At 69.5% G+C, this 20,513-nt stretch carries 15 protein-coding genes; 4 read left to right on the top strand and 11 right to left on the bottom strand.

The window, feature by feature from the left end; all coding sequences use genetic code 11:
- The first annotated feature begins 57 nt into the window (after positions 1-57).
- On the top strand, positions 58-3,804 hold the full coding sequence (ileS, locus tag HUA78_RS33095; protein WP_174477963.1) for an isoleucine--tRNA ligase: 3,747 nt from the start codon (positions 58-60) through the stop codon (positions 3,802-3,804).
- Positions 3,805-3,881: 77 nt separating this feature from the next.
- Here ileS and HUA78_RS33090 read toward each other — a convergent pair whose 3' ends face one another.
- From HUA78_RS33090 to HUA78_RS33055, 8 genes are read right to left on the bottom strand one after another with little or no spacing between them, the layout of a single operon-like run.
- Positions 3,882-5,630, bottom strand: a complete 1,749-nt coding sequence (locus HUA78_RS33090) for a complex I subunit 5 family protein (RefSeq protein ID WP_174477962.1) — start codon at positions 5,628-5,630, stop codon at positions 3,882-3,884.
- On the bottom strand, positions 5,627-7,111 hold the full coding sequence (locus HUA78_RS33085) for a monovalent cation/H+ antiporter subunit D family protein (protein ID WP_217440875.1): 1,485 nt from the start codon (positions 7,109-7,111) through the stop codon (positions 5,627-5,629). The genes HUA78_RS33090 and HUA78_RS33085 overlap by 4 nt, the downstream gene beginning before the upstream one ends.
- A complete protein-coding gene (locus HUA78_RS33080) occupies positions 7,108-8,535 on the bottom strand; it encodes a complex I subunit 5 family protein (protein WP_174477961.1) in 1,428 nt (475 codons plus the stop codon). The genes HUA78_RS33085 and HUA78_RS33080 overlap by 4 nt, the downstream gene beginning before the upstream one ends.
- Positions 8,532-8,861 (bottom strand): NADH-quinone oxidoreductase subunit K, encoded by a 330-nt coding sequence (locus HUA78_RS33075; protein WP_174457769.1) that lies wholly within the window; start codon positions 8,859-8,861, stop codon positions 8,532-8,534. Before HUA78_RS33075 ends, HUA78_RS33080 begins: the two co-directional genes overlap by 4 nt.
- Positions 8,858-9,790, bottom strand: a complete 933-nt coding sequence (mbhE, locus tag HUA78_RS33070) for a hydrogen gas-evolving membrane-bound hydrogenase subunit E (protein WP_174457770.1) — start codon at positions 9,788-9,790, stop codon at positions 8,858-8,860. Before mbhE ends, HUA78_RS33075 begins: the two co-directional genes overlap by 4 nt.
- The gene (mnhG, locus tag HUA78_RS33065; protein ID WP_141642528.1) at positions 9,787-10,101 is read right to left on the bottom strand and encodes a monovalent cation/H(+) antiporter subunit G; all 315 of its coding nucleotides are present in this window, start codon (positions 10,099-10,101) and stop codon (positions 9,787-9,789) included. The genes mbhE and mnhG overlap by 4 nt, the downstream gene beginning before the upstream one ends.
- Complete coding sequence (locus HUA78_RS33060; protein WP_141642529.1) at positions 10,098-10,388, bottom strand: monovalent cation/H+ antiporter complex subunit F; 291 nt, start codon at positions 10,386-10,388, stop codon at positions 10,098-10,100. The genes mnhG and HUA78_RS33060 overlap by 4 nt, the downstream gene beginning before the upstream one ends.
- Complete coding sequence (locus HUA78_RS33055) at positions 10,381-10,863, bottom strand: Na+/H+ antiporter subunit E (RefSeq protein ID WP_174468082.1); 483 nt, start codon at positions 10,861-10,863, stop codon at positions 10,381-10,383. The genes HUA78_RS33060 and HUA78_RS33055 overlap by 8 nt, the downstream gene beginning before the upstream one ends.
- A 317-nt stretch (positions 10,864-11,180) precedes the next feature.
- On the opposite strand from HUA78_RS33055, the gene HUA78_RS33050 reads away from it, so the two are divergent.
- Positions 11,181-12,002, top strand: a complete 822-nt coding sequence (locus HUA78_RS33050; RefSeq protein WP_174457772.1) for an alpha/beta fold hydrolase — start codon at positions 11,181-11,183, stop codon at positions 12,000-12,002.
- 15 nt (positions 12,003-12,017) lie between these two features.
- Here the strand turns inward: HUA78_RS33050 and HUA78_RS33045 are convergent, their stop codons facing one another.
- Positions 12,018-14,747, bottom strand: a complete 2,730-nt coding sequence (locus HUA78_RS33045) for a N,N-dimethylformamidase beta subunit family domain-containing protein (protein WP_174477960.1) — start codon at positions 14,745-14,747, stop codon at positions 12,018-12,020.
- 325 nt (positions 14,748-15,072) lie between these two features.
- On the opposite strand from HUA78_RS33045, the gene HUA78_RS33040 reads away from it, so the two are divergent.
- Together HUA78_RS33040 and HUA78_RS33035 are read left to right on the top strand one after the other, a co-directional pair.
- A complete protein-coding gene (locus HUA78_RS33040) occupies positions 15,073-15,876 on the top strand; it encodes an alpha/beta fold hydrolase (protein ID WP_174468084.1) in 804 nt (267 codons plus the stop codon).
- Positions 15,873-18,374 (top strand): ATP-binding protein, encoded by a 2,502-nt coding sequence (locus tag HUA78_RS33035; RefSeq protein ID WP_174477959.1) that lies wholly within the window; start codon positions 15,873-15,875, stop codon positions 18,372-18,374. The genes HUA78_RS33040 and HUA78_RS33035 overlap by 4 nt, the downstream gene beginning before the upstream one ends.
- Position 18,375: 1 nt before the next feature.
- On the opposite strand, the gene HUA78_RS33030 is transcribed toward HUA78_RS33035, so the two are convergent.
- Both HUA78_RS33030 and HUA78_RS33025 read right to left on the bottom strand, forming a co-directional pair.
- Entirely contained in the window at positions 18,376-20,046 is a 1,671-nt protein-coding gene (locus HUA78_RS33030; protein ID WP_174477958.1) for a condensation domain-containing protein, read from the bottom strand.
- Between the two features lie 207 nt (positions 20,047-20,253).
- Positions 20,254-20,508, bottom strand: coding sequence for a hypothetical protein (locus HUA78_RS33025; protein ID WP_174457777.1), 255 nt, complete (start codon positions 20,506-20,508; stop codon positions 20,254-20,256).
- Between the last annotated feature and the right edge of the window lie 5 nt (positions 20,509-20,513).

Here is a 20,513-nt window from a genome sequence, read left to right as displayed (position 1 = left end):
CCTCCCCCCTCGGGGGCCCTTCCCTCCCAGGCTCGCGGTGCTATCAAGCACGGCACCATGCCTGAGACAGCGCCCGCCCCCCTGTTCGACGCCGTGCCCGCGGAGATGGACTTCCCGGCCGAGGAGCGCCGCATCCTCGCCTTCTGGAAGGACCGCCGCATCTTCGAGCGCTCGCTCGAGGCACGCGAAGGCGCCAAGAGCTTCGTCTTCTACGAGGGCCCGCCCACCGCCAACGGCCTGCCCCACAACGGCCACGTCCTCACCCGCGTCATCAAGGACCTGTTCCCCCGCTACCAGACGATGCGCGGCCACTACGTCCCCCGCAAGGCCGGCTGGGACACCCACGGCCTGCCCGTGGAAGTGGAGGTGGAGAAGGAGCTGCGCATCCACGGCAAGGCGGAAATCGAGCGCTACGGCGTGGAGCCCTTCACCGAGCGCTGCATCGAGTCCGTCTTTCGCTACACCTCCGAATGGGAGCGGCTCACCGAGCGCATCGGCTTCTGGGTGGACCTGAACCAGGCCTATGTCACCTACCACCGGGGCTTCGTGGAGAGCGTGTGGTGGGCGCTCGCCGAACTGCACAAGAAGGGCCTGCTCTACCAGGGCCACAAAGTGGTGTGGTGGTGGCCCCAGGGCGGCACCGCGCTCAGCTCCGCCGAGGTAGGCCTGGGCTACAAGACGGTGGACGACCCGAGCGTCTACGTCACCTTCCCCCTGCGCGACGCGCCGGACACCTCGCTGCTCGTGTGGACGACCACCCCGTGGACGCTGCCGTCCAACATGTACGCGGCCGTCAACCCGGGCGTGGACTACGTCACCGTGGACGCCGGCGACCGCAAGCTCATCATCGCCGCTGGTCTGCGCGAGGAGCTGGCCAAGAAGCTCAAGAAGGACCTGCCCATCCTCGCCACCCAGCCGGGCAGCGCGCTGGTGGGCCAGCGCTACCTGCCGCCCTTCGACACGTACTTCGCCAGCGAAGGTGACACGCGCCTGAAGCTGCGCGACGGCGGAGACGACACCCGCGCCTGGCGCGTGCTGGGCGCGGACTTCGTGACGCTCAACACGGGCACGGGCATCGTCCACATCGCCCCCGCCTTCGGCGAGGACGACTACGACGCGTTCCGCAAGGACCGCGCGCGATTCCTCCAGCCGGAGGCGATGGAGCTGTTCTGCGCCGTCAAGCCGGACGGCACCTTCTCCGAGGAAGTCCCGCTCGTCGCCGGGCGCTTCGTGAAGGACGCGGACAAGGACATCCAGCGCAACCTCAAGGAGCGCGGGCTCTTGCTCGTCACCGAGCAGTACAAGCACGAGTACCCCTTCTGCTGGCGCGCGGACGACGACCCGCTCATCCAGTACGCCCGCCCCGCCTGGTACATCCGAACCACCGCGGTGAAGGACCGCGCCATCGAGAACAACCGCGCCGTCAACTGGGTGCCCGAGCACATCAAGGAAGGCCGCTTCGGCGACTTCCTGGCCAACAACGTGGACTGGGCCCTGTCGCGCGAGCGCTACTGGGGCACCGCGCTGCCGCTCTGGATTCACTCGGAGACGGGCGAGGTGGAGGCCGTGCCTTCCCTCCAGGCCCTGCGTGACAAGCCCGGCAGCAACCTGGCCGCCGTGGAGGCGGAGCTGGCGGCGTTCCTCGCCGGCAAGCCGCACGAGGCCAACGCGAAGCACCTCATCGTCCACAAGCCGTGGATCGACAAGGTGACGTACGAGAAGCCGGGCTCCCCGGGCCGCTTCAACCGCGTGCCCGAAGTCGTGGACGTGTGGTTCGACTCCGGCTGCATGCCCTTCGCGCAGTGGGGCTTTCCTCACGCGCCCGGCTCGCACGAGCTGTTCAACCGCGCCTTCCCCGCCGACTTCATCTCCGAGGCCATCGACCAGACGCGTGGCTGGTTCTACTCGCTGCTCATGGTGAGCACGCTCGTCTTCGACGAGGAGACGCAGGCCCGTCTGGGATTGACGCCCCAGCGCGAATGGCCGCACCCGTACAAGAGCTGCATCGTGCTGGGCCACGTCTCCGACAAGGAGGGCCGCAAGGAGTCCAAGTCCAAGGGCAACTACACGCCGCCCGAAATCATCCTCGACGAAGTGCGCATGGACTTCGCGGTGCTGTCCGCCACGGAGGCGGGCGCGCCGGCGGAGGCGGGCGTGGCGCTCATCGCGCGTGAGGACCTGGAGGGCCTGGACCTGCAGGAAGGCGCCAAGGTGCAGTTGTTCCGCCCGGACAGGCCGGACGTCTCCATCTCCGCGACGGTGAAGGCGCACAAGAAGCTCAAGCGCCGCGTGGTGCTGCTGGCGCCCTCGGAGCTGCAGGCGCTCGGCGTGGCGCCGTCCGCGAAGGGCGCGGGCGTCATGCCAGTGGAGGTGCCTCGCCTGGCGCCTTCCGAGCGCGTGACGGTGAAGGACCCCGCCGCCAAGGCTCCCGGCGCGGATGCGTTCCGCTGGTTCTTCTACGCGGCGAGCCCCACCTGGTCCAACACGCGCCACTCCCTGGCGAACGTGCGGCTGTTGCAGAAGGACTTCCAGGTCAAGCTGCGCAACGTCTACTCGTTCTTCACCATCTACGCGAACATCGACGGCTTCAATCCGGCGCAAGGCAACCCGGACGCGACAGAGGCTCCGTGGGAGGCCGTGCGCAAGAGCCACGGCTGGCGCGAGGTGAAGGCCCGGCCGCTGCTGGACCGCTGGATTCTGTCGGAAGTCCAGCTGGCGCTGCGCCACGTGGAGAAGTGCCTGGACACCTATCAGGTGTACGACGCGGCCCAGCGCATGGTGGCGCTGGTGGACGCGCTGTCCAACTGGTACCTGCGCCGCAGCCGCGAGCGCTTCTGGAAGCCGGGCTTCGAGCAGGACAAGCGCGACGCGTACTTCACCCTCTACGAAGCGCTCACCACCATCACCGCCCTGGCCGCGCCCTTCGTCCCGTTCTTCTCCGACGAGATGTGGGGCAACCTGGTGCGCAAGGCCTGGCCCCAGACGCAGCCGGAGAGCGTGCACCTGGCCTCCTTCCCGCGCGCCGACGCCAGCCTCATCGACGACGAGCTGGCGGTGGACATGGCCGCCCTGCGCGAGCTGGTGTCCCCGGGGCTCAAGGTCCGCACGGACAACAAGCTCAAGGTGCGTCAGCCGCTGGCCCGCGCGGACATCATCCTCGCGCGCAAGGAGATGACGGACCGGCTGGCCGTCTACAAAGACTTGCTCGCCGAGGAGCTGAACGTCCACGAGGTGCGCTTCGTGGAGCAGGGCAGCCCGGACGCGGACGTGGTGCGCTTCCGCGTGCGCCCCAACCTGCGCGCGGTGGGCGGACGGCTCGGCGCCAAGCTGGCGCCGGTGCGCAAGGCGTTCGACACCGGAGACGGCCGCGCGCTGCACCGGGAGCTGCTCCAGACGGGGCAGGTGGCCATCCAGCTCGCGGGCGAAACGCTGGTGTTCTCCGGCGAGGACCTGGAGACGCTGGTGGAGGCCAACCCCGGCTTCGCGGCGGCGGGCACGGGCGCGGGCGTGGTGGTGCTCCACACCGAGCTGACGGAGGCGCTCGTCGATGAGGGCCTCGTGCGCGAGCTGCTGGCGCGCGTGCAGGGCGCTCGCAAGGACATGGAGCTGGGCTACACGGACCGCATCCGCCTCTGGGTGGACGGTGACGCGCGGGTGAAGCGCGTCACGGAAGAAGGCCGCGAGCTGATTGCCCGGGAGACGCTGGCCGACTCCATCAACGTGGGGCCCGAGGGCCTCACGGGACAGGAAGAAGAGGTCAACCTCAACGGCCTGCCCGCGCGACTGCGCGTGGAGCGCGCCTGAGGTCGCTCATCCCCGCCCGGTCGACCACCGACTGAGCAGGAGGGACGCCAGGGGTTGAAGCAATCCCTGGCGTCGTCTCACCGGACCAGCAGCAGCAGGAACACGCCCAGGAACAGCAGCAGCGCGAGGCCCACATGGCTCAGCTGACTCAGGCCCTCCTCGGCGTTCTCAAAGTCGTCGAGCGAAGCTCGCCGGAACCGCGCGAACCGGCTCGGCGGGCCTTCACCGACGTGTTCCTGCTCGGGCGGCGCGCGGTCCGCGCCCGCCGTCAGCCGCCGCCAGCCCGGAAGCAGCACCCGCGCCACCGGCCAGAGCACGTCGCCGGGCGGAATCTCCGGCACGCGCCAGGAGCGCCACCGACGCGAGCGCCACACCAGCCCCGTCAACAGCACGCCGGCGACGACGGGCCACGCCGCCGAGACGAGGCTCTTCGACTCGAGCAGGTGCGGCAGCTCCTTGCGCCCCACGGGTGGCCAGAGGAGCAGCGCCGTGTCGACGACGAGCAGCAGGACCCACGCGAGCAACATCCCTCCCGCCCCGGGTGAACCCTGCTCGGGGGCCTTGGGGACGGTGCGTTCCAGGAAGCGCGCCATGATGAGCGTGCTGCCCACGGCCGCCAGGGAGAGCAGCGTCGGCAGGGCCTCCGACGCGTGCGCGGCGGCCTCCGCGGACTTCAGCGCGAGCTTCGCCAGGGCCCCGCTCGTCAGCGGCGCGCCCGCGATTTCCAGCGCGGACCAGGTCAGCCCCACCAACACCAGCACACCCCTCCAGCCCTTGCGGCCCGTCGCGGGCAGCAGGCCCGTGCCCAGGAACAACAACCCCTTCGCCAGGGAGTGATGCACCGCATAGACGAGCACCGCGCCGATGAGCACGGGAGCCGCCTCCGGGGCCCCCAGCGCGAGCCCCACCGCCAGCGTGAGGAAGCCCATCTGGCTGATGCTGGAGTAGGCCAGCACCGTCTTCGCCTCGCGCTGCGTGAGGCCCACCGCGACACCGTAGAACGCGGCCGTCAGCCCCGCCGCCACGCACACGGTGCCCAGCGTGGGGAGGCTCGCATGCCCCAGCGGCAGGAAGCGCAGCCAGCCCAGCACGCCGACCTTGATGATGGTGCCGCTGAGCACGGCGCTGCCCGGGGCGGGCGCGACGGGATGCGCCAGGGGCAGCCACATGTGCAGCAGGAGAGCGCCCACCTTGACGCCAAAGCCGCCCAGAATCAGCACGCAGATGACCTCGCGGGAGGACGACTCCGCCACCACGCGCGGCACCTCGGCGAGCGGCAGGTTGATGCGCGTGCCCACCGTGAGGAAGAAGGCCGCGAGCAGCGACACCTCGCCCAGCAGGGCCATGATGATGTAGACGCGGCCCGCCCGCGCCGCCGCCTCGGTGCGCTCGTGGACGACGAGTCCGTACGCACAGAACGTCATCATCGCGAAGAACAGATAGAAGCTCGCCACGTCCTGCGCGAGCACCGCGCCCACGTTCCCCGCGAGCGTCGCCAGGAAGAAGCCCCAGAACGAGGCCCGGTGCGAGTCGTCGCGCAGATACCCTCGCGCGAAGAGGCCGGAGAAGAGCCACAGAATCCCGGTGAAGAGCAGGTACGTCCGCGTCACCTCGTCCGGCGCATACAGCCGCATCCCCAGCAGCACCGGCTTCCAGTGGACGGACGCCTCCGTCCCCAGGCCCAGCCCGAGCGCCGGGAGCGCGGCCCACGGCGCCAGCGCCATGCCGACGCCCCGAAGCGCGGGAATCATCACCGCCACCGTGAGCACCAACGGCACGCACAGGGCCGCGATGACGGCGAGCGAGGCGAGGTCATGGCCACTCACGGACGGAACTCCCGCTCGGTGATGAGCCGCGTCCAACCCAGCGGGCTGAGCTCCGCTCCGGCGAAGAGTCCCGCTGCGAGCGACAACACCGCCGTGGCCACCGTGGGCAGCAACAGGAGCAACCCAATCTCCCACCCCCGGGTGCTCGGCTTCCATTCCTCGCGCGGGGCCTGGAACCACGCGGAGTAGACGATGGGTAGGAAGTAGCCCGCGTTGAGCAGGCTGCTCGTCAGCAGCACCACCACCAGCCAGGGCTGATGCGCCTCCAGCGCGCCGATGCCCAGGTACCACTTCGAGATGAACCCGGCGACGGGGGGAATGCCAATCATCCCCAGCGCGGCGATGGTGAAGGCCCCCGTGGTGAGCGGCATCCGCCGCCCTACCCCGCGCAGCTCACTCACCCGGTGCACGTGCAGCTCCTCGGCGAAGTTCCCCGCGCAGAAGAACAGGGTGATTTTCATCACCCCCTGATGCACCAGGTGCACCAGCCCACCAATGGTGGACGCCGTCCCGAAGATGGAGATGCCCAGCACGATGTACGCGACCTGGCTCACCGTGGAGTAGGCCAGCCGCTTCTTCAAGTCCCCCTGCTGGAGCGCCCGCACCGAGCCGTAGAGGATGGTGATGGCGGCGACGATGGCCAGCGGCTGCATCACCCCCAGGTCATGCACCAGGTAGACGCCATACACGTCGTAGATGATGCGGGTGATGCCGAAGGCCCCCGCCTTCACTACCGCGACGGCATGCAGCAGCGCGCTGACCGGAGCGGGCGCCACCATCGCCACCGGCAGCCAACCATGGAGCGGCACCAGCGCCGTCTTCACCCCGAGCCCGGCTATCAGCAGCACGAAGGCCACCACCAGCTCGGTGCGGTGTGACGCGACGGCGCCCAGCGCGCCTCGCTCGGTGAACTCCACCGAGCCCGTGAGCGAGTAGAGCAGCACCACGCCCGCAAGCAGCAGCGTGGCCCCGCTCAGCGTGTAGCGCAGGTAGACGTTGCCCGCGCGGAGCGCCTCGGGCGTTCCCCGGTGGATGACCAGCGGGTACGTCGACAGCGTGAGCATCTCGTAGAACAGGAAGAAGGTGAGCAGGTTGCCCGCGAGCGCGATGCCCATCGTCGACGCGACACACAGCGAGAAGAAGCCGAAGAACCGGCTGCGGTGGTCCGTCCCCTCCAGGTAACCCACCGCGTAGATGGTCGTCACGAACCAGAGCACCGCGGAAAGGGTGATGAAGAGCAGGCTGAAGGAGTCCGCCCTCAGCACCAGGTCCGCCTTGGGAAAGAAGGGCAGCCGCGTCTCGTACTGGCGCCCCTGGAACACGCCCCAGGCCATGACCGCGGTGAGCAGCAGCTTGGTCACCGCCGCGAGCAGGTTGAGCACCGTGCGCGTGCGCCGCTGCTCCTCGGCGAGCAGGAAGATGATGAGCCCCGGCAACAGCGAGCTGAGCAGCACGGACAGCGGCAGCCAGGTGTTCATCATCTCGACGCACCGACGGCCAGCAGGTCCAACGGGAACCAGGGCACCAGTCCCAGCACCAGCGCGATGAGCGCGAGCGCGAGCGGCGCCAGCTCGTTCCCCAGGGGAATGGAGCGCACGGTGACCCCCGGAGGCAGCGGCAGGAACGAGCCCCGGAGGATGCGAAAGACATACGCCGCCGTCAGCAGACTGCCTCCCAGCAGCACCAGCGCCCACCACCACTGCTGTGTGCCGATGGACTCATTCAACAGGAGCCACTTCGCGATGAACCCTCCACTGGGCGGAATGCCAATCAGGCTGATGCCACCCAACGCCATCGCCAGGAACGTGAAGGGCATCCGGTAGGCCAGGCCCTGGACGCCCCCCATCGAGGTGATGCCCACCGCCTGATGGATGTTGCCCACCGCCACGAACATGGATGCCTTGGCGGCCGCGTGGGAGACGACCAGATAGATGACCCCCGCGCGGGCCCCACTGGTCGCCATGGGGAAGACGAGGAACATGTAGCCAATCTGCGCGACGCTCGAATAGGAGACCACCCGCTTGAGCTGCGTCTGGCTCAGCGCCAGGACCGAGCCCCACAGCACCGCCACCGCTCCGAGCAGGCCCAACATCTGCCCCACCTCCGCGTCCAGGACGGGCGCGAAGACCTCCAGCCACAGCCGCAAGAGGACGTAGAAGGAGCCCTTCGAGATGAGCGCCGACAGGAGCGCGGTGACGGGCGTGGGCGCGCCCGTGTACGTCGGTGGCAACCAGATGTGGAGCGGAAACAGGGGCGTCTTGAGACACAGCCCCACCGTCACCAACCCCGCGGCCACCCACGTCACCGGCCCCGCCTGCACGCGCTGGGCGAGCATCCCCACATCCAGCGTCGCATAGGCGCCGTACAGGAGCGCGATGCCCAGCAGGTAGCAAAGCGAGCCCGGCATCGCGAAGAGCAGGTAGCGCAGGCCCGCGTCGAGCCCTGGCAAATCCCTGCGCACCACGATGAGAGACACCGCGCCCAGCGTCGTCAGCTCCAGCGTGACGTAGAGGTTGAAGGCATCCGCCGACAACACCAGCGCGTTGAGCGCGCACCAGATGAACAGCCACAGCGGGAGGAACTCCCGGTCCTCTCGGTCCCCCAGGTGGTCCAAGGCGTGGACGCTGATGAGCGGCCCCACCACCGCGATGGTCAGCAGCATCAGGGCGGCGAGCCCGTCCGCGCGCCACTCGATGCCCAGCGGTGCGCCCCACCCTCCCAATTGCTGGCGAAGCACTCCCTGCGTGGAGACCTCCCAGGCCACCAGCGACGACGCGATGAGCGTGGCCACGGAGGCCACGCCCGCGACCAGGCGCACCCCCGCGCGCCCCACCAGCAGCGCCAGCACCGCACCCATCAGCGGAAGCGCGACGGGCCACGCCATCAAGGCCGTGCCCGCCATCATGGACCTTCTCCGCCGGGGCCTGGCGGTCGCTCGGAAGCCCGTGCCTCCTGGGCGCGGAGCCGGGCCATGCGTCGAGCCAGGGCCACGCCCAGCGCCGTCGAGCTCACCGACACGACGATGCCCGTGAGCACCAGCGCGTGGGGCACGGGGTCCGGCACGCCCGACGGCGCGCGCCGTGCCAGGGCGACCAGGACAATCAACACCCCGGAGCCCGCGATGTTCGAGGCGAGGATGCGCTTCACCACGTGCTGATGGGAGAAGAGTCCCACCAGCCCCACGCTGAACATCGCCACGCCCGACAGCGCGTAGACGGCCCACGGGTTCATGGCTCGCCCTCCGCTCCCGCTCTGGGGGGACGCGTGCCTGGGAAGAACATCAGCAGCACCATGGCGATGGTGACCGTCAGCGCCAGCTCCACGACGAAGATGAGCGTGCCCGCGTATAGCCTCGGGAGTTCCAGCAGACTCCTCCCGGTGAACAGCGGCGCCACCGCCACGCCGATGAAGAGCATGGGCCCGGTGAGCAGCGCCCACCTCACCTGCCAGGAGGACATCCGGGGCGGCCCCATCCGCATCGTGAGGAGGGCCACGACGCCGCCTCCCGCGAGGATGGCGCCCGCCTGGAACGCCCCTCCTGGTCCATGGTCCCCCACCCACACCAGGTAGCCCGCCACCAGCAGCAGGGCCGGTATCATCATCCGGAACAACTCTCCGGTGAGCGGGTCATCTCCAGCGTCCGGGGTGGGCCGCTCGCTGCGCGGATTCACCGCCCGCGCCCCCAGCGCGGCCACCAGCAACACCGCGATTTCCAGCAGCGTGTCGTAGCCCCGGAAGTTCAGCAGCACCGCCGTGACGGGGTGCTTCACCCCGCTTTCCTCCCGCCGCGCCTCCACCAGCGGCCCCAGCCCCGGGCTGTCGGCGGGAAGCGCGAGCACGGCCCACCCGAGCATGAGCGTGGACGCGGCGACCGCCAGCAGGGCCCAGGGCCTGCGCCGGCCCCGCGCGCGAATGTCGGGCGGCGTCTCCTCCGTCCAGCTCAACGTGTGCATCAGCAGCGCGCCGGTGAGGCCCGTGCCCACCGCGGCCTCCACCAGCGCGATGTCCGGGGCCTCCAGCCTCGCCCAGCCCAACGCGGACAGCAGTCCGAACGCGACGAAGAGCACCACCGCCTGGGACAGCGACTCGGTCCGCAACACCAGCCACGCCAGCAAGGGGAGGCACAGCGCGAGGACCCCATCGAGCAGCACATCCATCATGGCTCCCGCCGTCCTCCCCAGGGCGCCGCGCCCCTGCCACGGAGCGCCGCGCGGGCGATGAGCTGGCAGGTGAAGGCGCTGGAGATGAGGACGAAGAACCAGACGAGGAGCAGCTTGAGCGCCGTCGCCCACGAGCCCGACTGGAGCGCCAGCCCCACCACCACCAGCCCCAGGCCCAGGTTGTCGACCTTGGTGAGCGCATGCAGCCGGCAATACACATCCGGGAAGCGCAGCACGCCCACCGTGCCCGCCAGACAGAAGGCGCCGCCGCCGAAGAGGAACGCCGCGGAGAGGAAGTCCAGGGGGCTCATGGCCTCGGCTCCTTGTCCGAGCCAGGGGCTGCATCGCTCCCCACCGCGAAGCGTACGAAGGCCACGACGGTGACGGGCGCCAGCAGGGCGAAGACCAGGGCGACGTCACGCAAGGCATCCCTGCCCGCATCCGCCGCGAGCAGGATGAGGACGCCCACGCCCGTCGTCCCGAAGAGCTGCGCCACGATGAAGCGGTCGGTGACGGTGGGCCCGCGAATGACTCGCACCATCCCCGCGAGGATGTTCAGGAGCAGGAAGAAGGCCAGGCCCGTGCGCAGCTCATGCATGCGCGGGCTCCGGCGGAGGCAGCCCCAGTCCGAAGAGTCGCGACACGCGCCACTCCAGGTTCTTCAACTCGTGCTGGATGCCCTCGCCCCGGTCCACGAGCGAATGCACCACCAGCTCGTCCCCGAGGACGTCCGCGTTCAACGTGCCCGGCATCAGGCTGAGGGTGATTCTGAACACCATCTGGGGCGCGCCTCCGGGCAGGCTCATCCGATATCGGACGAACACGGGAGAGATGGGCATGCTCGGCGCGAGCGCGCGGCGCGCCACATCGAAGCCGCCGTGGACGGAGCCCGCGAGGAAGTAGCCGGCGAAGCGCACCACCTCCGTGAGTCGCCACCCGTAGCTTCGGGGCGGACTCAGCAGGAAGCTCACCACCGACACCGTCGCGACGACGGGCACGCCGAAGATGAAGCTGCTCGGGTCTCCGTCACATAGGGCCCACCACGCCATGCCCACGAAGACGACGCGTGCCACCGCGCTCTTCCAGGCGCCCGCACGGAACCAGGACCCCACCTTCTGGAGCCCCCCCGTGTTCCTCCGTGTCTTGCCTGCATCCCCTGGGTCCACAGGTCAGGACCCTAGTGCCAGCCCCACGGCCCACGTCGGACCGAGTCAGCCTCCGCGTTCGTCACCGGACGCTTACCGGACGCAGGGACTTCGAGACGACTGTCGCGCTGTGAAGCCGCCATCCCCCGACAGGGGGACCGCGCTCCGCCCCGCCCGGGGGTGGGGAGCCCTGGCGTCGACGGCTAGCGTGACTCCATCGCAGTCATCCCCTCGGAGTCACGCCCATGAGCATCATCACGACGAAGGACGGAGCGCGCATCTATTACAAGGACTGGGGCAAGGGTCAGCCCATCGTCTTCAGCCATGGCTGGCCGCTGAGCTCCGACAGCTGGGACGAGCAGCTCTACTTCCTCGGCTCCAATGGCTTTCGCTGCATCGCGCATGACCGCCGTGGCCATGGCCGCTCCACGCAGACGTGGGATGGCAACGACATGGACACCTACGCCGACGACCTCGCGGCGCTGCTCGACACCCTGGACGTGAAGAACGCCATCCTCGTCGGCTTCTCCACTGGAGGCGGCGAGGTGGCCCGCTACATCGGACGGCATGGGACGAAGCGCGTGGCCAAGGCGGTGCTCGTGGGCGCGGTGCCTCCGCTCATGCTGAAGTCGGCCGCCAACCCCGGCGGACTGCCCATCGAGGCCTTCGACGGCATCCGCGCCGGAGTGCTCGCCGACCGCTCGCAGTTCTTCAAGGACCTCACCACGCCCTTCTACGGCGCCAACCGCCCGGGCTCGAAGGTCTCCCAGGGCGCGCGGGACGCGTTCTGGCTCGCGGGCATGCAGTGTGGCCTCAAGCCGGCCTACGACTGCATCAAGGCGTTCTCCGAGACGGACCTCACCGAGGACCTCAAGAAGTTCGACGTCCCCACGCTCATCATCCATGGCGACGACGACCAGATCGTCCCCATCGGCGCGTCGGCGCACCTGTCGTCCAAGCTCATCAAGAACTCCACGCTGAAGGTCTACGCCGGCGCGCCGCACGGTCTCTCCGTGACGCACCGGGAGCAGTTCCACTCGGACCTGCTCGCCTTCGCGAAGTCCTGACGTCTTCGCCACGACTCAGGGCGTGCCCTCCCCGGTCACGCCCACGCGAATGACCTGGGTGGTGGAAGCACTCACGCCCCTGCCATCCGTCGCGGTGAGCGTGACGGTGTAGCGGCCCACCTGGGTGTAACGGTGCTCCAGGTAGGCCGCGTCGGACGTCGTGCCGTCGCCCAGGTCCCACCGGAAGCGCTGAAGCCAGCCCCCTGGGTCCGTCGTCGTGCTCGTCGTCGCATCGAGGAACACGTCCAGCGGCGCGGAGGCGCCGGAGAAGGGACCTCCGGTGATTCGTGGCACCGGACGCGGGCCTCCGCCGCTCGATGGCGCGAGCAGCTTGCGAATCGTCGACGCGCCCTGGTCCACGACGAGCACGTCTCCGTTCGGCAGTCCCGCGACGCCCGTGGGCAGACTGAAGGTCGCCTGCTCGGCGGCGCCGTCCCGCGCGCCATGCGCCCCCGTCCCCGCATAGGTGCGCACCTGTCCACCGACGAGCGCGCGGATGCGCTCGTTGCCGGTGTCCGTCAGCAGCAATCGCCCGTCGACATACGCCGCGCCCAGCATGGGCAGGAACAGCGCCGCGCCTCCCGCGCCATCCGCGAAGCCCCCTGTGACGGCTCCGGCCACGGTGGAGGTGGTGAAACTGGCATCCATCGCCACCCGCCGGATGAGCCGGTTGCCCGTGTCCACCACCCACAGCGCGCCGCCGCCAAAGGCCACCGCCGTCGGCCGATGGAAGCGGGCCTGCGCCGCGGGGCCGTTGGTGCTGCCCGAGCCCCGGGCGCCAATCACCGTGGTGACCTTCCCTTCCGGAGAGATGCGCGCGAGCCGATGGTTGAAGGTGTCCGTCACGTACAGGTCCGCGCCCGCGAACGTCACGCTGCCAGGCGTCTGGAAGCGCGCGGCGGTGCCCACGCCATCGCTCTTGCCCTGTCGTCCGTCCTTCGAGCCCGCGAAGGTGCTCACCGTCCAGCGTCCATCCCGAGCGATTCGGACGATGCGGTGATTGCCCGTGTCCGCCACGTAGAGGGTGCCATCCGGGGCGATGGCGATGGACTCCGGCGAGCGCAGCGCCGTCGTCGCGCCCGGCCCCTCTCCCACACCCGACGTCCCCGTGCCTGCGATGGTGGTGACGGTGCGAGCCTCGTCATTGGCGATGCGTCGCACCGCGTGGTTGCCCGTGTCCGCCACGAACACCGTGCCCGTTCCATCCACGGCCACACCCACGGGCCTGCGGAAGCGCGCCTGTGACGCCGGGCCATTCACGAAGCCTTCCTGGAACGCGCTCCCGGCGAACGTGGAGACCCCGGCGGACTGGCCCGTGCGGTCCACGGGCCGGGGGTTCTGCGCGCCGAAGGTGTCCCCGTCGAGCGTGGGCACCAGGCCTGCCTTGCGCATCACGTTGTCGGTGATGCGCTGCACGCGGAGGTCGGCGAAGTGGGGATGGGACAAACCTTGAGACCAGGAGATGCCGCCACTGGAGAAGACGAACGCGCCGGAGGGCGCGGTGTAGAGGCCGGAGGTGTGCCAGTTGGGCTCACCCTTGTTGCTGATGGCCGGGGACTGCGCCAGCGGGATGAAGCCCGGGGGAGAAGCGCCGTTCGTCCACGCGCGGTCGATTTCGTAGCCGACGACGGCGGGGATGGAGTCACCCTGCGCGAGCCCCGTACCCGCGAAGGGCCAGGCTCCGGGCGTGCGCACGACGTAGGGCTGGGGAATGATTCCCCACGCGTCGGACATCACCCCCACGAGCCCGTTCTCCGGTTCACCGAGCAGCGCGTTGCGCCAGCGGACGGTGACGAGCGGCGTGCCCGCGAGCGGGTCCTCCGCGCGGGCCTCGTCCTTGTAGCAAACCTGCTTGCGCCGCGACGCGCCCGCGGTCGAGGACTCCAGGCGGATGAGCCAGCAGCTCGTGTCACTGCCGAGGAACGCCAGGTTCACACCTGACGCGAGCGCCGCGTCCACCGCCGTCCGGGCCGGGCGGGACCAGTACTCGTCATGCCCCACCGAAAGGAACAGCCGCTGCCCCAGCAGCAGGGAGGGGTCCCTGTCCACGTCGACATTGGTGACGTAGGACAGCTCGTAGCCTTTCGACTCGGCCCACAACACGAAGTTGTGCGTGGCGTAGAAGTACTCACCCGCGCCATTGCCATCCACATAGGGCCGGTCGAACGAGACGACCTTGGCGTGGCCTCCCGACAGCCCCAGTGAGTCGCTGTAGAGGCTCTCGCCGCCCCAGGCGTTGTAGGCCTGGAAGGTGGTGAACGGAATCTGCAGGACGCCCGTGTTCTTCCGCTCGTCCGCGCGGACGACGAAGATGACGTAGGACTGGGGCCCGTCGTCGCGCCGCAGCTTGAGCAGGTAGACGCCGCTGGGCCAGCTCGCCTGCGTGGGGACGGTGAAGCTGGTGGGCCAGCGGCACTCGACCAGTCCCGTCGTCCGGTCCGCCACGGGCGTGGGCTGGGAGCCGATGGTGATGGGGCCGCCGGACGCCATCTTCCGGGAGCCGGTGCCCCCGTAATAGCCCATGCGGAAGAGTTCCCAGCTCACGGGGCGCGCGCCGTCCGTGCGGACGTGGATGTCAATGGACTCGCCCCGCTGCACGCTGGTCGCTCCGGCGTATCCCTCCAACTGGGCGCCCGTGGCGGTCTGGCTCAGCCTCCACTCCGTCGTGCCGGGACGACGTGCCTCTGGGCCTTCCGGAGTGACCGACATCATGCCCACCATCATCAAGACGATTGCCAACCCCATGCGCGCACCCCTCCCGCGCCCGTTGTCATCGCCGACCAAATCCCTCTCAATCCGTCCTGCCCTCGAATGGGCGGCCGCCAACAATGGCGCCTCACTCTGTGCCGGGGCTGACGGGACGAATGTCTGACATGGCCGACCGGGCACGGGCCTCGCGTCGCGCGCGCTTGCCCTGGCGTCAATGACACCCACGTTTCCCGACCCAATGCGGGCTCAGGGGTTTCCACGAGGTCGGGTGGGTCAGCGCGACACTTCGTTGATTGGTCGACCCGTGGGCATGCGGGGCTGGTCGGCGCTGACGTGGTGCCTGGCTTAGACTGCGCCAGCCATGTCCAAGACGGTCCTCACTCGAAACAATGTGCAGGTCGTCGGCAGGGGCGACGACGTGCTCGTGCTCGCCCACGGCTTCGGCAACAATCAGAAAGCGTGGCACAACCAGGTGCGTGCCTTCGAGGATACGCACCGCATCGTCCTGTTCGACCATGTGGGCGCCCTGGGCTCGGATTTGGAGGCCTACAGTCCGCATCGCTACGCGAGCCTGGAGAGCTACTCGCTGGACTTGATTGAGGTGCTGGAGGCCGTCCAGGCGCGCGATGTCTTCTACGTGGGCCACTCCATGAGCGGGATGATTGGCCTGCTGGCGGGGCTGGTCCGTCCGGAGCTCTTCCGCTCCATGCTCTTCATCAGCGCGTCGCCGCGCTACATGAACGCCCCCAACTACCTGGGCGGCTTCGAGCGGCCGGACATCGACGCGCTGTACGAGACCATCGAGAAACACTTCGACGCCTGGGCCAGCGGCTTCGCGCAGGCCGCCGTGGGCCCCTCCGCGACACCCGAGATGGTCCGGGCCTTCTCCGAGTCCCTCGTCGCGCTGCGACCCGACATCGCCATCGGCGTGATTCGCATCATCTTCGAGTCCGACTTCCGCGAGCAGGTCGCCCGACTCACCATTCCGGCCTGGGTCGTCCAGCCGCTCAACGACTTCGCCGTCCCGAACAGCGTGGGCGAATACCTGGCGAAGAGCCTGCCCCAGGGGCAGCTTCACCACGTCCCCAATCAGGGACACCTGCCGCACCTGACCGCGCCCCACGAGGTCAACACGCTCATCGCCAAGGCACTCGCCGCCTCGTGAGTCTGTCGCGGAAGGATGCCTCCGACCCGGGTGAGCCCCCGGGACCACCGAGCGTGGACCCCTCGGTGACGGAGCTGATGGTGGCCTCGGTGAAGGCCCTGTCCCTCCGGGATGGCGGTCAGCTCGCGAGGGTGCTGGAGGTGGTGCGCCAGGCCTGTCGCGCGGACGTGGCCGTCAGCCTGCGCCGCATCGACGCTGTCACCGTCTTCGAGCTGGCGGGCACCCCCGCCACGCGCCCCCGGCTGGCCCACCTGGGAGAGCTGCTCTTCCGAGGGGTGCTGGGCGAAGCGGAGTGGCGCTTCTTCGAGCCGAGCCCCACGGACCTGGCGCTTCCGGCACCCCTGCGCGGGACCATGGCCGTGCTGCCGTGGCAGTCCGTCGATGACCGCAAGGGGGGCCTCGTCCTGCTTCGCCAGGACACCTCGCCCTTCACGTCCACCGAGCAGCAAGCCCTCCGGGCCTTGTCCGGGCTCCTGCTCACCGCCGCGCGCGAGTGCGATTTGGAAGGCGCGACGGAGACGCTGCGCGCGCGCGTGGACTCCATCACCGACGCGGTGCCCTGCGGGCTCGTCTTCCTGGAGCAGAACCGCGTGGAGACGTGGGTGAACAAGCCGGGTGCCACGCTGCTCGGCCTTCCGGAGGGACAGGTGGCCGCCCACCTCATGTCCCGCGCCATGGCCACCCTGCGTGAGCGCGCGACGAACCGCGCGCGAATCGAGGAGCGGATGGCGCGCATGTTCGACGGCAGCGAGCCGGAGCTGCGCAACATGCTCTGGCACTTCGAGTCACCGCACCAGACGCTGTCCGTCTCCTGCGTCCCCGCGCGCCGAGGCTCCGCGCGCGGCCGGCTGTGGGCCTTCCTCGACGTCACCGAGGCCCAGGACGCCCTCTCCGCGATGGGCGAGAAGAACGTGGCCCTGGACGCGGCGCGCGCGGAGGCCGACGCGGCCAATGCCGCCAAGTCCAGCTTCCTGGCCAACATGAGCCACGAGATTCGCACGCCCATGAATGGCGTGCTCGGCATGGCCCAGCTCCTGCGCGACACGTCGCTCACCGAGGAGCAGCAGGAGTGCGTCGACGTCATCCACACCAGCGGCGACGCGCTGCTGCGCCTCATCAACGACCTGCTCGACTTCTCCAAGATTGAAGCCGGCGCCTTCGAACTCGACAGTCAGTCCTTCTCGCTGCGCCAGGGCCTCAAGGAGTGCATGGGACTGCTGAGCCCCCAGGCGTCCACCCGGGGGCTCTACCTGCGGCACTCGGTGGACGAGGACGTGCACGACGCATTGCTTGGCGACAAGACGCGACTGCGGCAGGTCATCGTCAACCTGGTGGGCAACGCGCTCAAGTTCACCCACGAGGGCGGCGTCTCCGTCCACGTCTCGAAGGGAGAGGCGCCCCCCGACGCCGAAGCGAAGAGCTGGCCGTTGCGCATCACCATCCAGGACACGGGCATCGGCATCCCCACCGAGCGAATGAATCGGCTCTTCCGCTCGTTCAGCCAGGTGGATGCGTCGACGAGCCGCCACTACGGCGGCACGGGCCTGGGGCTCGCCATCAGCCTGCGGCTGGCGGAGATGATGGGCGGCACCATCCGCGTCCAGAGCACCGTGGGCGTGGGCTCCATCTTCACGCTCGAAGTCGTCCTCAAGGAAGGACAGGTGGTCCCCACGCGACCCACCGTCGAGCTGGACGGCACCCTGGGCAAGCGCCTGCCGCTGCGCATCCTGTTGGTGGAGGACAACCCCATCAACCAGAAGGTCGGCCTGCGCCTGTTCAAGAAGCTGGGCTACGAGGCCGACGTCGCGGGCAATGGCGAGGAGTCGCTCGGCGCGCTGGAGCGCGAGCCATATGACGTCGTCTTCATGGACGTCCACATGCCCCAGATGGATGGCCTGGAGGCCACCCGGCGCATCCGCGCGGACGCGCGGCGCTATGGAAACCCTCGCATCATCGCGATGACGGCGAGTGTCATCCAGGGAGACCAGGAGCTGTGTCTCCAGGCGGGGATGAACGACTTCGTGACCAAGCCCGTGGAGGCGTCGGTGCTGGTGGCGGCGCTGGAGAACGCGGCGGAGGCACCTCGCTTCGCACCGCCTCCCGCGCCCCCCGCCGTCGCGTTCGACCCGGCCGCCTTCCAACGACTGGAGCTGCTCACCGGCCCGGACCGGAGCGAACTTGCCACGCTGGTGCGCGACTTCCTGCGCAACGCCGACAAGCACCTGTCAGCGTTCCGTCTCGCCCTGGAGGAGAACGACGCGGCCGCGCTGACCCGGCACGCGCACAGCCTGCGCTCCAGCGCGGCCCTGTTCGGCGCGGCGCGCCTCTCGCGGACCTGCGAGGAGCTGGAGGCCCGCTCACAGCAGGAGCCGCCGGAGCACCTGAGCGCGCAAGTGGACTCCGCCCTGCGCGACTTCGAGGAGGCCCGCCAGGCCTTGATGGAGGCCGTGCCCGAGGCCTGTCCCGTGGGGACACCGCCTTCGGACTCCAGCGCTTGAGTCACCCGAACGGCGCGGCGACCCCGGGAGGCAGCAGGTCATCGAGCCGCGCATCGGGCGTCTCCACGACGCGGCCCAGCAGGTGGCGGAAGCGCTCCGCGAGCTGTTCGACCTCCACGGGCTTGAACACGTCAGCGGCGTACTCGAAGGCGCCCCGCAGGCCTCCCTCGTCCTCGCGCAACAGCAACGTCAGCTCATGGCGGGCCGTGCCGGGCACGGACGCATCCGGCGTGTCCGACAACAGCGTGCAGCACAGGCCGGGAATGGTCAGCTCGAAGGTGGCCAGACTCTCGAACACACATGCGGCCCGCACCCTCGGCGGCGCGCCCCCGGCAGCGCGGACGTGCCGCACCACCTCGTCGAACGGCAGCTCCTGATGACTCAGGTCCTCCGTGGTGCGGACGCGGTGGCGCGCCAGCAACTCCCGGAACGAGGGGTTGCCCGTCAGGTCACACCGGAGCGCCACGGTGTTGGCGAGATACCCCACCACGTCGCGAAGCTCGCGCCGCCCCCGGTTCGCCACCACGGTGCCCAGCAGCACATCCTCCTGGCCCGCATGCGAGCGCAGCAGCACGGCGAAGGCGGCCGAGAGGGCGGTGAACAACGTCGCGCCTTCCCTGCTCGCCAGCGCCTTCCAGGCCGACGTCAGGGCCACGGGAACCTCGAAACAGACCAGTCCTCCCAGCCTCGGGTCCTCGGCATCGGCGCTCCTCGACGCGAGCGTCAACGCGGGCACCCCGTCCAGCCGCGCGCGCCAATACTCACGCTGCCGCTGCGCTGCCTCTCCGGCGAGCCACGCATGCTGCCAGCGCGCCACGTCCGCCACCTGACGCGACGGTGGGGCCAGCGGCGACGGCACCCCCGCATGGAAGACGCGATACAGGGACGCCAGTTCCCGACCGAACACGCCGAGCGAGGACCCATCCGTGATGAGCTGATGCTGCGTCACCAACAACACATGGGTCTGGTCCGCCAGCACGACCAGGGCCGTGCGAATCAGCGGTCCGGCCTGGAGGTCGAAGGGCGTGCGCCCCTGCGCCTCATGGAGTGTCCGGAAGGACGCGGAGCCCAGGGCCCCTCCCAGGTCCCCGTCCAGCTCCGCGCGCAGGTCCACGACAGGCATCTCCAGCCGCGACGGTGATGCCACCACCTGCGTCAGCCGCCCGTCCTGTTCGTGAAACGTCGTCCGGAACGACTCATGCCGTCGCACGATTTCCTGGAGGCTGAGCCTGAGGGAGTCGACATCCAGCGGACCGTCGAATCGCAGCCCCAGGTGGACATGGAAGCGAGCACTTCCCGACTGGAGCTTGTTGAGTCGCCAGAGCTGCTGCTGGCCCAGGGACGCGGGAGTCGCACCGCCGGACGCCCACGTCGACTCGGTGGACTCGCTCGGAGGTGCCTGGGCGAACAGGTCTCCCGGCGAAGCCAGGGCACGAGCCAGGGCTTCGATGGAGCGCTGCTCCCAGAGGAAGGACAGGGTGAGCGGCAAACCCAACCACTGCTCCAGGTCATGCGCCAGGGAGATGGCCCCCATGGAGTCGAGCCCCTGCTCCACCAGGGGACGCCGCGTGTCGATGGAGGCCGCGGGCATCTGCCAGTAGAGGGCGAGCCACTCCACCACCCAGCCCTCGATGGTCACATTGTGAGCAGGCAGCCGGGATTCGTTCTTCACGCAAGCACTTCCACTCCAGTTGAGGTGGGTGCGTGACCGGGCGACGTCAAGGACTGCTTCCAATAGTCTGACATTCAGGCGTGCACGAGCAGACGCGGCCCGCCACCGGGCGTCACCTGCCAATCCCTCCCGTTCCGATACACGCGCGCCCAGGTGCTCCACGGTCCAGGGTCGCTGTCGAATGCCTTGCGGAAGGCCCCGCGCGGCTCACCGTGCCTGGCGAAGCGCGCGTCGAAGTCGGAAGTCCACCAGCGCGTCCACCGCCCGGGCCACCTGGGGAAAACGCGGCGTGGCGCGCGCCCGCATCCGCTCGGCCACTGGAGGGCCCTCGCCCTGCTGAGCACCGAAGGCCTGCTCCTCGATGGTGAACCCGAGCACGTCATCGAGCAACGCGAAGGTGGCCTGGCCCGCCTCCTGCCTCGCCCTCACCCACGCGCACGGCGACGCCGTCATCGTCCCCATGGGGG

The organism is Myxococcus sp. CA033 (assembly GCF_013336625.1).
GTDB classification, from domain to species: domain Bacteria; phylum Myxococcota; class Myxococcia; order Myxococcales; family Myxococcaceae; genus Myxococcus; species Myxococcus llanfairpwllgwyngyllgogerychwyrndrobwllllantysiliogogogochensis.
The sequence above is the reverse complement of the archived record's forward strand: the minus strand, read 5'-3'. Positions and strand labels throughout refer to the sequence as shown.